The organism is Pseudomonas sp. MWU349 (assembly GCF_017947325.1).
Lineage (GTDB): Bacteria > Pseudomonadota > Gammaproteobacteria > Pseudomonadales > Pseudomonadaceae > Aquipseudomonas > Aquipseudomonas protegens.
The window spans coordinates 857798-872042 of the sequence record NZ_JAFEVP010000003.1 but is presented as its reverse complement, the minus strand read 5'-3'; the positions used below and the strand labels follow the sequence as shown (position 1 = coordinate 872042).

General features: G+C 63.0%; 14 protein-coding genes. 5 read left to right on the top strand and 9 right to left on the bottom strand.

The features are described 5' to 3' along the window. Window positions 1-100 precede the first annotated feature (100 nt). Window positions 101-1045: a LysR family transcriptional regulator gene (locus tag KCG88_RS16125; protein WP_019093322.1), complete on the top strand. Its 945-nt coding sequence runs from the start codon at window positions 101-103 to the stop codon at window positions 1043-1045. Between the two features lie 15 nt (window positions 1046-1060). On the opposite strand, the gene KCG88_RS16120 is transcribed toward KCG88_RS16125, so the two are convergent. From KCG88_RS16120 to cysK, 4 genes are all read right to left on the bottom strand, one after another. Continuing rightward, window positions 1061-1438 carry a type 1 fimbrial protein gene (locus KCG88_RS16120; RefSeq protein WP_210712716.1) on the bottom strand — a complete coding sequence of 126 codons (378 nt, stop codon included), beginning with the start codon at window positions 1436-1438 and terminating at the stop codon, window positions 1061-1063. Between the two features lie 348 nt (window positions 1439-1786). After that, window positions 1787-2650 (bottom strand): DMT family transporter, encoded by an 864-nt coding sequence (locus KCG88_RS16115; protein ID WP_047284381.1) that lies wholly within the window; start codon window positions 2648-2650, stop codon window positions 1787-1789. A 354-nt stretch (window positions 2651-3004) separates the two neighbouring features. Then, window positions 3005-3943 carry an aspartyl/asparaginyl beta-hydroxylase domain-containing protein gene (locus KCG88_RS16110; RefSeq protein WP_011059858.1) on the bottom strand — a complete coding sequence of 313 codons (939 nt, stop codon included), beginning with the start codon at window positions 3941-3943 and terminating at the stop codon, window positions 3005-3007. Between the two features lie 225 nt (window positions 3944-4168). Continuing rightward, window positions 4169-5143 (bottom strand): cysteine synthase A, encoded by a 975-nt coding sequence (gene cysK, locus KCG88_RS16105; RefSeq protein WP_047284380.1) that lies wholly within the window; start codon window positions 5141-5143, stop codon window positions 4169-4171. A gap of 238 nt (window positions 5144-5381) precedes the next feature. On the opposite strand from cysK, the gene KCG88_RS16100 reads away from it, so the two are divergent. From KCG88_RS16100 to KCG88_RS16090, 3 genes are all read left to right on the top strand, one after another. Beyond that, window positions 5382-6458, top strand: coding sequence for a DUF748 domain-containing protein (locus KCG88_RS16100; RefSeq protein ID WP_047284413.1), 1077 nt, complete (start codon window positions 5382-5384; stop codon window positions 6456-6458). Between the two features lie 143 nt (window positions 6459-6601). After that, window positions 6602-7447, top strand: a complete 846-nt coding sequence (locus tag KCG88_RS16095; RefSeq protein WP_047284378.1) for a MoxR family ATPase — start codon at window positions 6602-6604, stop codon at window positions 7445-7447. Between the two features lie 12 nt (window positions 7448-7459). Beyond that, window positions 7460-8638 (top strand): VWA domain-containing protein, encoded by a 1179-nt coding sequence (locus KCG88_RS16090; protein ID WP_011059854.1) that lies wholly within the window; start codon window positions 7460-7462, stop codon window positions 8636-8638. Between the two features lie 71 nt (window positions 8639-8709). On the opposite strand, the gene KCG88_RS16085 is transcribed toward KCG88_RS16090, so the two are convergent. From KCG88_RS16085 to KCG88_RS16070, 4 genes are all read right to left on the bottom strand, one after another. Continuing rightward, entirely contained in the window at window positions 8710-9627 is a 918-nt protein-coding gene (locus KCG88_RS16085) for a biotin-dependent carboxyltransferase family protein (protein WP_047335995.1), read from the bottom strand. Then, window positions 9624-10328, bottom strand: a complete 705-nt coding sequence (pxpB, locus tag KCG88_RS16080) for a 5-oxoprolinase subunit PxpB (RefSeq protein ID WP_047284376.1) — start codon at window positions 10326-10328, stop codon at window positions 9624-9626. The genes KCG88_RS16085 and pxpB overlap by 4 nt, the downstream gene beginning before the upstream one ends. Beyond that, window positions 10325-11077 carry a 5-oxoprolinase subunit PxpA gene (locus KCG88_RS16075; protein WP_047284375.1) on the bottom strand — a complete coding sequence of 251 codons (753 nt, stop codon included), beginning with the start codon at window positions 11075-11077 and terminating at the stop codon, window positions 10325-10327. Before KCG88_RS16075 ends, pxpB begins: the two co-directional genes overlap by 4 nt. Window positions 11078-11149: 72 nt before the next feature. Next, window positions 11150-12433, bottom strand: a complete 1284-nt coding sequence (locus KCG88_RS16070; RefSeq protein ID WP_047284374.1) for an MFS transporter — start codon at window positions 12431-12433, stop codon at window positions 11150-11152. 137 nt (window positions 12434-12570) lie between these two features. Between KCG88_RS16070 and KCG88_RS16065 the strand changes: the two genes are divergently transcribed. Further along, complete coding sequence (locus tag KCG88_RS16065; protein ID WP_047284373.1) at window positions 12571-13491, top strand: LysR family transcriptional regulator; 921 nt, start codon at window positions 12571-12573, stop codon at window positions 13489-13491. Between the two features lie 204 nt (window positions 13492-13695). On the opposite strand, the gene KCG88_RS16060 is transcribed toward KCG88_RS16065, so the two are convergent. After that, entirely contained in the window at window positions 13696-14238 is a 543-nt protein-coding gene (locus KCG88_RS16060; RefSeq protein WP_011059848.1) for a DUF2937 family protein, read from the bottom strand. Between the last annotated feature and the right edge of the window lie 7 nt (window positions 14239-14245).

Below are 14245 nucleotides of genomic sequence, written 5' to 3'. Positions count from 1 at the left end.
CATCCCCCGGCCCAATGAGCCCCTACCCTTGACGTAGCCCCTGGCAAGGCTTGGCATTTATTGTCAGGCTTGCCGCTGCCTTTTACTGCGAGCCCGGCCCATGACCAAGATTCCTGATGCCAATGTGATCCACAGCCGCCTGCGCCTGCGACAACTGCGGCTGATGCTGGCCTTGCAGGAGTTCGGCTCGCTACGCCGCGCTGCAGACAACATTGGCATGACCCAACCAGCAGCCACCAAGATGCTCCACGAAGCGGAGGACCTGCTGGGTGTGGAGCTGTTCGAACGCCTGCCTCGGGGCATGCGTCCCACGCCCTTCGGCGAGACAGTGATCTACTACGCACAGATGGTCTTCGCCGAGCTCAGCGGCATGCGTGAGGAACTGGTGGCACTGGAATCCGGCAACCTCGGGCGGGTCGCCGTCGGGGCCATTCCGGCCCTGGCCTCGGGACTGCTTACGCGGACCATCGCCACTCTCAAGCAAAGCCATCCACGGTTGTCCATGAGCATCCAGGTCGACACCAGCGACGTGCTGGTACAGGCCTTGCTCCAGGATCAACTGGACATCGTCCTGGGCAGGATTCCCGGCGGCGCACGGGCCGAGGAACTGCTCTTCGACAGCCTGGGTGAAGAGGCCCTGTGCGTGATCGCCGGGGTGCAGAATCCACTGGCGCAAGCCACGCACCTGAGCTGGGCACAATTGCAGAACGAGACCTGGGTCTTGCAACAGCATCCCAGCCCCATGCGCTCGATCATCAACCAGGTGTTTCACAACGCCCGGGTCGATATCCCCAGCAGCATCGTCGAGACCACCTCGATCATGACCTTGCTGTCTCTGGTGCAGCAGACCGACATGATTGGTGTTACACCGGTTTCGGTAGTCGAAGACTATCCCGGGCGTCACCTGTTGGCGGTGCTGCCGATCCAGTTCGAGGCGCGCTTGCCGCCCTTCGGGTTGATCACCCGGCGGCACCGCATCCAGTCATCGGCGATGCAGGCCTTCATGAACTCGGTTCGCAAGGAACACGGGCTGAGCCGAGACTGAATCCCGCCAAGGGGCTCAGGGAACGTTCAGGGTGATCAGGTAGGCGCCCGAGGTCACGGCCTTGCCTGCCTGGTCGATAACGGCATAGTGCTGGTCGTAATAGCGCCCCTCGCGCCCGCTGTCGGCCAGGAGCTTGACCTTGACTACGGAGCCTCCCGGGCCGCTGGCGCTGGCCTGCGGGCCGATCCGCCGAACGTCAATGGATCCCCCGCGCGAGCCCTGAGGGCACTGACGCAAGTTCAGCCCATCGCTGGCAGCATTGGAGGTGCAGTTGGACTCTACGATCTTGCCGTAAAACCGGATGATGCCTTGCCCCGCGGGAGTGGCGGCAAGGCAACTGCCCGATAGCCCAAGGAACAGACTCAAAGCAGTGGAAGCAAGCGCTACGTTCATCCTGACTCTCCTTGTGTATAAGGACTGTATCGTCAGTCTAGGTACGGGCTTTAGCTTTTGAGAAAAGTCTGATGGACTGTTTGGAATCACTAGAAAAAAAGTCCAACCAACGGGTTATCAAAACCCCTTGGCAGCATTGCTCAGGCCACTCTTCGCGCTACCCCACTCGGGGCTGAAGTCTTGTCCCAATGCAGTCGGCGAGTACCTTCTAGACAATGATGCCATATGGCCACCATTCGACATAAAAGTCGACCCTTCATGCCATAAAAAGGCAAAACAACCGACCGGGCATTGCACCCGGCCGGTGTCGTCAGCGACGGCGCGCGGAGCTCACGCCGCCCAGGGCGCTCAGGGTTGCTTGCGGAACACGAACACCAGCCCGACGATGATCAGGCCCATGCCCACCAGGCTCAGCAGCCCCAGGCGGTTGCCGAAGAACAGGTAGTCCATCAGCGCGGTCACCGCAGGCACCAGGTAGAACAGGCTGGTGACATTCACCAGGTTGCCCTGGGCAATCAGCCGATACAGCAACAGCGTGGCCAGCACCGACACCACCAGCCCCATCCACAGCAGTGGAATCACGAAACCTGCACTGGGCTCGAAGTGAAACGGCTGGAACGGCACGAACAGCGCGCACAGCAGCAGCCCTGCCAGGTACTGCACCGGCAGCGTGCCCAAAGGGTTGTCGGTGATACGTTTCTGCATGATCGAGCCGGCGGTCATGCTGACCAGGGCCAGCAACCCGCACAGCATGCCGGTGATGGACATTCCCGCCAGGCCGATGCTCTGGTAGACCACCATCACCAGCCCGGCCAGGCCCAGGCTCAGGCCAAACAGCCGGCTCCAGGAGCGCTGGCGCTCCATCAGCACCACCGTGAGGATCGGCTGCACCCCCATGATGGTGGCCATGACCCCGGGGGTCACCTTCAGGTCCAGGGCCAGGATGTAGAAGATCTGGTAGGCCCCCAGCAGCACCAGGCCGGTGGCCACGGCAAAGCCCATGGCCCGGCGCCCACGGGGCAACCTGAGCTTGAGCAGGGGCGCCAGCAGCATCAGGCCGATCAGGGCAACGACAAAGCGCAGCAGCAGGAAGGCAAAGGGTGAAGCGTGGGCCAGGCCCCATTTGGAGAAGATGGCGCCACTGCTCCACAGCAGGACGAACAGGCTCGTGGAAGCGGCCGCGAGCGCGGACTTTTTTGAAATGAGCAACATGAAAACCACCTGTAATCAGGCAAGAAGCCAATTCAGCCGAGGCTGAAGTTCAGTAGTGTTTTTTTCAGGCGGGCGCAGGGAACAGCAGCGGTTGCTGATCAGCCCGAGAAGCCAACGCCCGGCGGTGATACGACTGCGTACACCGGCGTGCTACTGACAGGTGGGGGGTACTGACCGATCTGCACAGGCTGCTGATTCCCGCACGGCACGACGCCAGCGTTGACCGCTGAAACCACTACCGCGTTGAGGAGGGAAAAGGCCATGTACTGATGGTTCTCGAGAGAGGAAAAACCTGAGCCGCTGTGGACTCATCGGACGCCGAATATAACCAGCGCCCGATCTTCATTGCAAGATTTATCCGAACAGCCACTTCCACAGGACTACCAGCACCACCACGGCCAGCACCGGTCGCAGGATGCGGTACAGCTTGGGATGGCGGCGCTTCCACTGCTTGACCACGCCACTGAAGCTGTCGCTGAAGCGCTTGCTCCAGGCGTAGGCCTGGTTGATCCCGCCGACACGCTCGTCGTCCAGGTTCTGCGGCGCGGTGGCGCGGCCCAGTTGGGCGCTGACCCAGCGATTGATGCGGGTCATCAGGCGGCTGCTCAGCGGACGCTCGATGTCGCAGAACAGGATCACCCGGGTGATCTCGGTTTCGTTCTTCACCCAATGCACGTAGGTCTCGTCGAACATCACGTCTTCACCGTCGCGCCAGGCGTACTCCTGGCCATCGACGAAGATCCGGCAGGCGTCGGAGTTGGGGGTCGACAGGCCCAGGTGATAACGCAGCGAACCGGCGAAGGGATCGCGGTGCGGGTTGAGGTGGCTGCCACCGGGCAACAGCGCGAACATCGCGCCCTTGACGTTGGGAATCGCGCTCACCAGCTCGACGGTCTTCGGGCACAGGGCCTCGGCCGAGGGCAGCGGCTTGTCGTACCACTTGAGGTAGAAGCGCTTCCAGCCCTTCTTGAAGAACGAGCCGAAACCGGCATCGTTGTTCTTCTCGGCGGCGCGGATGTAACCCTCGTCGAACAGGTGCATGGCCTCTTCGCGGATCACTTCCCAGTTGTCCCGCAGGATGTCCAGCTCGGGAAACTTGCTGCGGTCCAGGTACGGCTTGGAAGGCACCCCGGAGAACAGGTACATCAGGGCGTTATAGGGGGCAAACAGCGCCGAATGGTTGACGAACTGGCGCAGTACCGGCAGACGCGCCTTGCCGCGCAGGTGCACGTAGAGAATGCTGCCGACGAACAGCGACAACACCGCGACCTTGGCGGTAAAGGAAAAGCTCATGCAACGACTCCTTGGAAATAGGCACCTGTGGGGGAGCGTTCACCCGACCTGGCAGCCGGCAATGATAAACACTCCTGGGCCCTGGAAAAACCCGCACAACCCAACATTCAGCGTTAACGGCAGTGCAACAAAGGCGTTAAGTAGCATAAACCGGCTGAAGATCGACTGATGTGGATCAGCATTCGCCGGCAAGCCGGCTCCTGCGGGCGAATGCCTGATCCGTGCTTACTGTTGGTTTTCCTGCTCGGTGAACAGGTCGCTGAAGAGCATGCTCGACAGGTAGCGCTCACCAGAGTCCGGCAGGATCACCACGATGGTCTTGCCCTGCATTTCCGGGGTTTCCGCCAGGCGTACCGCCACCGCCATCGCCGCGCCGCAGGAGATGCCGCAGAGGATGCCCTCTTCCTGCATCAGCCGCAGGGCCATGGCCTTGGACTCTTCATCGGTCACCAGTTCCACTCGGTCGACCATCGCCAGGTCCAGGTTCTTGGGCACGAAACCGGCGCCGATGCCCTGGATCTTGTGGGGGCTGGGCTTGATCTCTTGACCGGCGAGTTTCTGGGTGATCACCGGCGAAGTCACCGGCTCCACCGCCACCGAGAGGATCGGCTTGCCCTGGGTCTTCTTGATGTAGCGCGACACACCGCTGATGGTGCCCCCAGTGCCAACCCCGGCCACTAGCACGTCCACCGCGCCGTCGGTGTCGTTCCAGATTTCCGGACCGGTGGTCTTTTCGTGGATCGCCGGGTTGGCCGGGTTGTCGAACTGCTGCGGCATGAAGTACCTGGCCGGGTCGCTGGCAACGATTTCCGCCGCCTTTTCGATCGCCCCCTTCATGCCCTTGGCCGGCTCGGTGAGCACCAGCTCGGCGCCCAGGGCCTTGAGCACCTTGCGCCGCTCGATGCTCATGGACGCCGGCATGGTCAGCATCAGCTTGTAGCCACGGGCGGCGGCGACGAAGGCCAGACCGATCCCGGTGTTGCCCGACGTGGGCTCGACGATGGTCATGCCCGGCTTGAGCTTGCCGCTGCTTTCGGCGTCCCAGATCATGTTCGCGCCGATCCGGCACTTCACCGAATAGCCCGGGTTGCGCCCTTCGATCTTGGCCAGGATGGTCACCCCGCGCGGGGCGATGCGGTTGATCTGCACCAAGGGCGTATTGCCGATGGAATGGGCGTTATCAGCAAAAATTCGGCTCATGGCTGGGTCCTTATGCAGCAGTGAAGAAGTCCTCAAGGGTATGCCTGGCGCCCTTGAGCGTCCAGTCGCGCAACAGCAGGGCCAGCCCGGCCGGTCGCGCCTGGGCAGGAGACAGATCAGCGACGCCGAGCTCATGGCCCGGCTCCTGCTTTCCCTGAACCGGCGCCCCAGGAACATTGACTCGAACGTCTGCCAACGGACGCAGTCAATGCCTGTATACGGCTGGAGGCTGCTGATCATGAAAGCTCGTTACCGTTGGCCCCTGTGGATCCTGGCAAGCCTGGTGGTTCTGCTGGTAGCCCTGCACGTCGCCCTGCCCTACCTGGTGCGCGACTACTTGAACGACAAGCTGGCGGACATGGGCGACTACCGCGGACGCATCAGCGACATCGACCTGGCCCTGTGGCGCGGCGCCTACCGCATCAACGGCCTGGAGATCGTCAAGGTCAGCGGCAAGGTGCCGGTGCCCTTCGTCAAGGCTCCGCTGATCGACCTCTCGGTGAGCTGGCATTCGCTGTGGTACGACCACGCGGTGGTAGCCAAGGCGTTGTTTGTCCAGCCGGAGCTGAACTTCGTCGACGGCGGGGCCGACAAGCAGGCATCGCAGACCGGTGAGGGCACCGACTGGCGGGCCCAACTGGGCAAGCTGCTGCCCATCACCCTCGACGAAGTACGGATCGAGGACGGCAAGATCCACTTTCGCAACTTCAGCTCCAAGCCGCCAGTGAACATCGGCGCGACCCAGGTCAATGCCAGCTTCTACAACCTGACCAACGTGGTGGACACCCAGGGCAAGCGCGATGCGCGCTTCGACGGCAAGGCCCTGCTCCAGGGCCAGGCGCCCATGGAAAGCACCGCCACCTTCGACCCCTTGAGCAACTTCGAGGACTTCGAGTTCCGCCTGCGGGCCCGGGATATCGAGCTCAAGCGCTTCAACGACTTCGCCTCGGCCTACGGCAAGTTCGACTTCAATGCCGGGCACGGTGACGTGGTGATCGAAGCCCAGGCCGAGAAGGGCCAGTTGCAGGGCTATATCAAGCCGCTGTTGCGGGACGTGGAAGTCTTCAACTGGCAGCAGGACGTGGAGAACCGCAACAAGAGCATTTTCCGCTCGGTGTGGGAGGCCCTGGTGGGCGCCAGCGAAACCCTGCTGAAGAACCAGCGCAAGAACCAGTTCGCCACTCGGGTCGAGCTCAGTGGCAGCGTGCACCAGCAAGATATCAGCGCGTTCCAGGCGTTTTTGCAGATCTTGCGCAACGGTTTCATCCAGGCCTTCAATGCCCGCTATGAACAGCCCAAGCCCTCGACTGACTGAGTCACCCCGTGACGCTCCATTCAGAGACTGAATGGGGCGTCCACGTTCACAGTCGACCGGGCAGCGCGTTATAGTCGCGCCATCACTCCCCATTCAATCGACCTGCCCCGGGCAGCTCGCCGTCACCGTTCGAGGAATTGCAGATGAAGTTCGAAGGCACCAGCGCATATGTCGCCACCGATGACCTGAAGCTGGCAGTCAATGCCGCCATCACCCTGGAGCGTCCGCTGCTGGTCAAGGGCGAACCCGGCACCGGCAAGACCATGCTTGCCGAACAACTGGCCGAATCCTTCGGCGCCAAGCTGATCACCTGGCACATCAAGTCCACCACCAAGGCCCACCAGGGCCTCTACGAGTACGACGCGGTCAGCCGCCTGCGCGATTCGCAACTGGGCGTGGACAAGGTGCACGACATCCGCAACTACCTGAAGAAGGGCAAGCTGTGGGAAGCCTTCGAATCCGAGGAGCGGGTGATCCTGCTGATCGACGAGATCGACAAGGCCGATATCGAGTTCCCCAACGACCTGCTGCAGGAACTCGACAAGATGGAGTTCTACGTCTACGAGATCGACGAAACCATCAAGGCCAAGCAGCGGCCGATCATCATCATTACCTCCAACAACGAGAAAGAGCTGCCGGACGCCTTCCTGCGTCGCTGCTTCTTCCACTACATCGCCTTCCCCGACCGCGCCACCCTGCAGAAGATCGTCGATGTGCACTACCCGGACATCAAGAAGGACCTGGTCAGCGAAGCCCTGGATGTGTTCTTCGATGTGCGTAAAGTGCCAGGCCTGAAGAAAAAGCCCTCGACCTCGGAACTGGTGGACTGGCTCAAGCTGCTGATGGCCGACAACATCGGCGAAGCGGTGCTGCGCGAGCGCGATCCGACCAAGGCCATCCCGCCCCTGGCCGGCGCCCTGGTGAAGAACGAGCAGGATGTGCAATTGCTCGAACGCCTGGCCTTCATGAGCCGTCGTGGTAGTCGTTAAGAGGCTGATGCCATGTTGCTCAACCTGTTCAATGAAATGCGCGCGGCCAAGGTGCCAGTGTCGGTGCGCGAGCTGCTGGACCTGATCAACGCGCTCAAGCAGCGCGTGACCTTCGCCGACATGGACGAGTTCTACTACCTTGCCCGGGCGATCCTGGTGAAGGACGAACGGCATTTCGACAAGTTCGACCGGGCCTTCGGCGCCTACTTCAACGGCCTGGAAAAACTCGACGACCATCTGCAGGCGCTGATCCCCGAGGACTGGCTGCGCAAGGAGTTCGAGCGCTCGCTGACGGATGAAGAGCGGGCGCAGATCCAGTCCCTGGGCGGCCTGGACAAGCTCATCGAAGAGTTCAAGAAACGCCTGGAAGAACAGAAGGAACGCCATGCCGGCGGCAACAAGTGGATCGGCACCGGCGGCACCAGCCCATTCGGCTCCGGCGGCTTCAACCCGGAAGGCATCCGCGTCGGCGATGCCGGCAAGCGCCAGGGCAAGGCGGTGAAAGTCTGGGACCAGCGCGAGTACAAGAATCTCGACGACTCGGTGGAACTAGGCACCCGCAACATCAAGGTGGCCCTGCGCCGGCTGCGCAAGTTCGCACGCCAGGGTGCGGCGGAGGAGCTGGACATCGACGGCACCATCGACCACACCGCCCGGGATGCCGGGCTGCTGAACATCCAGATGCGCCCGGAACGGCGCAACAGCATCAAGTTGCTGTTGCTGTTCGACATCGGCGGTTCCATGGATGCCCACGTGAAGATCTGCGAGGAACTGTTCTCGGCCTGCAAGACCGAGTTCAAGCACCTGGAGTACTACTACTTCCACAACTTCATCTATGAGTCGGTGTGGAAGAACAACATGCGCCGCGGCTCCGAGCGCACCTCGACCCAGGACCTGCTGCACAAGTACGGCGCCGACTACAAAGTGATCTTCGTCGGGGATGCCGCCATGGCGCCCTATGAAATCACCCAGGCCGGCGGCAGCGTGGAGCACTGGAACGAAGAAGCCGGCTACGTGTGGATGCAGCGCTTCATGGAGAAGTACAAAAAGCTCATCTGGATCAACCCCTATCCCAAGGACACCTGGGGCTACACCGCTTCGACCAATATCGTTCGCGAGTTGATCGAAGACCAGATGTACCCACTGACCCTGCGTGGCCTGGAAGAAGGCATGCGCTTCCTGTCCAAATAAACCCGTTCGCCAGCAAGCTGGTTCCTACAGGGCGATGTAGGAGCCGGCTTGCCGGCGAAGCTTTCAGCCCCTCACCCGAACCGGCGCAGGAACGCCACCTGCTGCCGATGCGCCGTCTCCTGCACCACCGGCGCCAGGCGCACTTCGCTGCCCGGCAGGCACTGGGCCAACCGCGCCAGGGACAGCGGGGTCAACGCCCCCAGCCGTGGATAGCCGCCAATGGTCTGCCGATCATTGAGCAGGATGATCGGCTGGCCGTCCGGCGGCACCTGGATCGCCCCCAGGGGAATGCCCTCGGAAATCATCGGCCGGCCCTGGTACTGCAAGACCGGCCCGAGCAAGCGCGCGCCCATGCGGTCGGCCCGGCTGTCCAGGCTCCAACTGCTATTGAAGGCATCGAACAGGCTCAAACCGCTGAACTGGCCGATCTGCGCCCCCAGGATCACCTCCAGCGGTGCAGCGGATTGCCAATCCGGCAGCTGCTCCGCCGACAGGCTCTTGAGCGCACCGCCAGCTCCCGAATAACTCAACACCCCACCCTCGCTCAGGGCGCGGCCATAACCATCGGGGCCACCCAGGGCTTCACGCAACACACTGGCGCAACTGCCCAACACCTTGGGCGCGTCGAAACCGCCAGGGGCGGCCAGATAGGCCCGGGCCCCAAAAAATGGCTGGGTGAAGCGCAGCCGCTGGCCCTTTTGCAGGATGAAACTGCGCCCCGGGGTCAAAGGCCGCTCATCCACATAGGCCCCAAGATCAGCGCCGGCCAACGCCAGCAGGCAATAGTCCTCGGCCTGGAGGGTAAAACCGCCCAGGGTGATTTCCACCACCGGCGCATCCAGGGCATTGCCCAGCAGCCAGTTGGCCCAGGACATCGACACCCAGTCCAGCGCCCCGCCCTGGGTCACCCCCAGGTGGCGCACGCCAAAGCGCCCGGCATCCTGCAGCAGGCACAGCGGGGTGCTGGCCTCGATCGTCAGTCGGCTCATGCCGGCACCTCCAGTGGCGTGTCATCGCCCCCCAGGCGCAGGAACTCGGCCCGCTCCACCGGGGCAAAGCGCACCCGGTCCCCCGGTTGCATCAGGCTGTAGCCATCGCGCTCGCGGTCGAACAGCCGGCTCGGGGTGCGGCCGATCAGGTTCCAGCCCCCCGGCGATACCACCGGGTAGGCCGCGGTCTGCCGTTCGGCGATCCCCACACTGCCCGCCGCCACCCGCTTGCGCGGGGTGTTCAGCCGCGGCGCCGCGAGTGCCTCTTCCACCAGCCCCATGAAGGCAAACCCGGGAGCGAAGCCCAGGGCAAACACTTGATATTCACGCTGGCTGTGACGCTCGATCACCTCGGCCACCGACAGCCCGCTGCGCCGGGACAACAGCATCAGTTCCGGCCCGACACTGAGGTCGTACCACACCGGCAGCACGTGCTCGCGCCCGGCCTGGGTGGTGCCGGGCGCCAGGTCGGTCAAGGCGGCCTCGATCCGCTGCCGGGCCTCGGACGGGCTCAGGGCCAGCAAATCGTAATGCACCATCAGCGTGGTATAGGACGGCACCAGATCGACCAGAGACTCGCCGAAGGCCCGCCGCAGCCCTTGGGCGGCGGCCAGCATCCAGGGCATGTTGTCCTCGGCGATCACCTCGAACAGCCGCACCATCAGACAGTCGATGGCAACTACTTCAACCTGTGGCTTCATAGGCCGGACTGCTGGTTCAGGGCCTCGCGAATGCGCTGCACCGCCGCCACCGAACTGGCGTTGTCTCCATGCACGCACAGGGTGTTGGCGTGCAGCAGCAAGGCGCTGCCGTCGCTGGCGACCAGGGGCTCGCCGCGGGCGATGGTCAGGGCCTGCTGGAGGATGGTTTGCGCGTCATGGTGCACCGCCCCCGGCAACTGCCGCGACACCAGATGCCCGGCGTTGTCGTAGGCGCGGTCGGCAAAGGCTTCGAACCACAGGGTCACGCCGTACTCATCGCCCAGGGCCTGGGCCGCGCTGTTGTCGCGGGTGGCCATGAGCATCAGCGGCAGTTGCGGGTCGTAGGCTGCCACGGCCTGGATTACCGCCCGCAGTTGCGCAGGCTTGGCCATCATGTCGTTGTACATCGCGCCATGGGGTTTGACGTAGCTGACCCGCGTGCCCTGGGCCCGGCAGATGCCATCCAGTGCACCGACCTGGTAGTGCAGCAGGTCCTGGATCTCCTCGGGCGAGTAGCTCATGGAGCGGCGGCCAAAGCCGGCCAGGTCCTGGTAGGCCGGGTGCGCACCGATGCGCACGCCATTGGCCAGGGCCAGGGCCACGGTCTTGCGCATGATGCCCGGGTCGCCGGCGTGGAAACCGCAGGCGATGTTGGCGCAATCGATAAAGGGCATGACTTCGGCATCCAGGCCCAGGGTCCAGTTGCCAAAGCTTTCGCCGATGTCGCAATTCAATAACAGGCGGCTCATGGTCAGTGTTCCTGTGTTTTTTATAAGGGGTCCGCTGCGGGGCAGCGCTGGCAATGCCCGGCAGATTATCAGTTAGCGTGCCTCAAGTTCCTTGCCGCGGGTTTCCGGCAGGCTCAGCGCTGCCAGCACCACCACGCCGTAGGACACCGCGGCAAAGGTGCCGATGGCCACGCCCAGCGGCACATGCTGGCTGAGCAGGCCGATCAGCAGGGGGAACAGCGCCGCCAGCGCCCGGCCGCTGTTGTAGCAGAAACCCTGGCCAGAACCGCGGATGCGGGTGGGGAACAGTTCGGTGAGGAAGGCTCCCATGCCGCTGAAGATGCCCGAGGCGAAAAAGCCCAGGGGAAAGCCCAGCCAGAGCATCACCGCGTTGCTCACCGGCATTTGCGTATAAAGCAAAACGATGCTGAAAGAGCCGGCGGCGAACAGTACGAAGTTCTTCTTGCGCCCGAGAATATCGGTCAGGTAGGCGCTGATCACATAGCCCATGTAGGAGCCGAAGATCACCATGGCCAGGTAGCCGCCGGTGCTTAGCACGCTCAGGCCGCGCTCGGTCTTGAGAAAGGTCGGCAGCCAGAAAGTGATGGCGTAGTAGCCGCCCTGGGCCCCCGCCGCCAACAGCGATGCGCGCAGGGTGGTGCTGAGGATCCCCGGGGCGAAGATCTCGTAGAACCGGGCCGGGTTGCTGGGTTCTTCCCGGGCCCGGGTTTGGCGATAGACCTCAGGGTCCTTGACCAGGCGACGGACGAAAATCACGAAGATCGCCGGCAGGATGCCCAGCAGGAACAGCCCGCGCCAAGCGTCTTCCGGTGGCAGCAGGGAGAACAGCAGCGCATATAGCAACGCCGTTATGCCCCAGCCCAGGGCCCAGCCGGACTGCACCATGCCCACCGCCTTGCCACGGTTCTTGGCACGGATCACCTCGCCGATCAGCACCGCCCCGGCGGTCCACTCGCCACCGAAGCCGAAGCCCATCAGGGTCCGGGCGATCAGCAATTGCTCGTAGTTCTGCGCCAGGCCACACAAAAAGGTGAAGAATGCGAACCACAGCACGGTCAGTTGCAAAGTGCGTACCCGGCCAATGCGGTCGGAGAGGATCCCGGCGATCCAGCCACCCAGGGCGGAGGCCAGCAAGGTACTGGTATGGATCAGCCCGGCTTCGGCGGAGGTGATGCCCCACAGTGCGATCAGGGTCGGGATCACGAAACTGAGCATCTGCGTGTCCATGCCATCCAGACCATAACCGAGCTTGCAGCTCCAGAATGTCCGGCGCTCCTGCTGGTTGATGTCCCGGTACCAGTCAAACGGGCCGGCGCGGCGCGGGGCCTTGGCGGCCAGTGTTTCGGGCGCACTCATGGCGATCTCCAGGGTAATTTATTGGTGTTGTTCTGGGTCCCTACGACGCATATCGTGGGTTGGCGCATTCTTCGGCTCGAGCGCCAACTGCGTCCAACTAATAAAAACTGCCCTTATGCATAAGAAAAGTTGATCCCATGAACCTCAAGTTCCTCGAAACCTTCGTCTGGGTCGCACGGTTGAAGAGCTTCAGCCACACCGCGGAAAAACTCTTTACCACCCAGGCGGCGATCTCCAGCCGCATCGCGGTGCTGGAGGGCGAGCTGGGCGTGAAGCTGTTCCTGCGCGACTCACGGGGCGTCAGCCTGACCCCGGAAGGCGTCAAGGTGCTGGAGCACGCCGAGCAGATGCTCGACACCCTGCAGGTGCTGAAACAGTCCATCCAAGCACCGTCGAGCAAGGTCGGGCGGGTTCGCATCGGCGTCATGGATACAGTGATCCACACCTGGCTCAGCCCCTTGGTGGCGGAGATGATGGACCACTACCCGCAGGTGGAAATCGAGCTGGTGGCCGACACCTCGCTGAACCTGTGCGAACAGTTGCAAAAGGGCTTTCTGGACCTGGTGCTGCAAACCGACCTGCTGCGCCAGGAAAGCATCCGCAGCCTGGAACTGGCCAGCTATCCCATGGGCTGGATCGCCGCCAGCAACTCGATCTACAACCGCGACTACGCCAGCGTCGCCGAGCTGGCCCGGGAACGGATCGTCACCTACTCGAAGAACTCCCTGCCCCACCAGCAGGTGCTGAGCCTGATGCAGGCCAACGGCGTGCTGGCGCCGCGGCTCAACTGCGTCAACTCGGTGTCGGCCATCACCCGCCTGCTGCGGGACGGCTTCGGCATCGGCGCCCTGCCACCGGTGCTGGTGCGCGAGGAACTGGCCCGGGGCGAACTGATCCTGCTGGCCATCGAACAGCGCCCGCCAAACCTGCAAGTGGTGGTGTCGTGGCGGGTGGGAGTGGAATTGGTGGAGGACATAGTCGAGCTGTGCCAGCGCGTGGTGCAGCGCTATGGGCAGAAGGTCGGCGCGGATTATCTGGTGCTGATCGAACCCCAGTGAACATCGCCATCCCTTGTAGGAGCTGGCTTGCCAGCGAACCGCACTGCGGTGTGTCAGGCACGCCGCTTTCGCCGGCAAGCCGGCTCCTACACAGATAAGAAAATCAATACGGCTCCCGTAGGAGCTGGCTTGCCAGCGAAGGCGATCTTCAGCCAGGCACAAGCCACGCGGGCCTCTTCGCCGGCAAGCCGGCTCCTACAGGGGTCAGAGGCCTTTGAGGTCGCGCTCTTCAATCGGGCGGCTCTGGCGCAGGCGCTTGCCGCCCAGCACTACCCAGTCGATCAACCGGTACAGGCATTCCAGGCCGAAGGACAGCAGCAAGGCACCGCTGATACCCCAGATCATGGCTTCCGGGGTCAGCAGGATCTGGTAGCTGTAGCCGTCCCAGGTTTCCTTGCGGATTTCCGGGTCGGGGGCCAGGGCCACTTGCAGCAGGCGGATGTACCAGGGCCCCTGCATCGCCTGGTATTGCTTGTCCAGGGCCAGCTGGCGGCTGAGCAAGCCGCTCAGGCTCTCGGCATCGCTGCGAAACACCGGGTCGTCGCTGGCCCGGTAATGGGCCACCAAGGCGTTCATGTCGCCCTTGAAGAACTGCTGCGCGGTGCCCTGGAAGCCTTGCAGGCTGTGCTGCGACTCGATCAGATGCGCCTCGACGCGCTTGGCGTAATCACTGATGAAACCCGGCACTTGCACACCGATCAACAGGCCGGCGGCGAACAGCACCAGCCGCAGATAACTGAGCAACATAGGGATG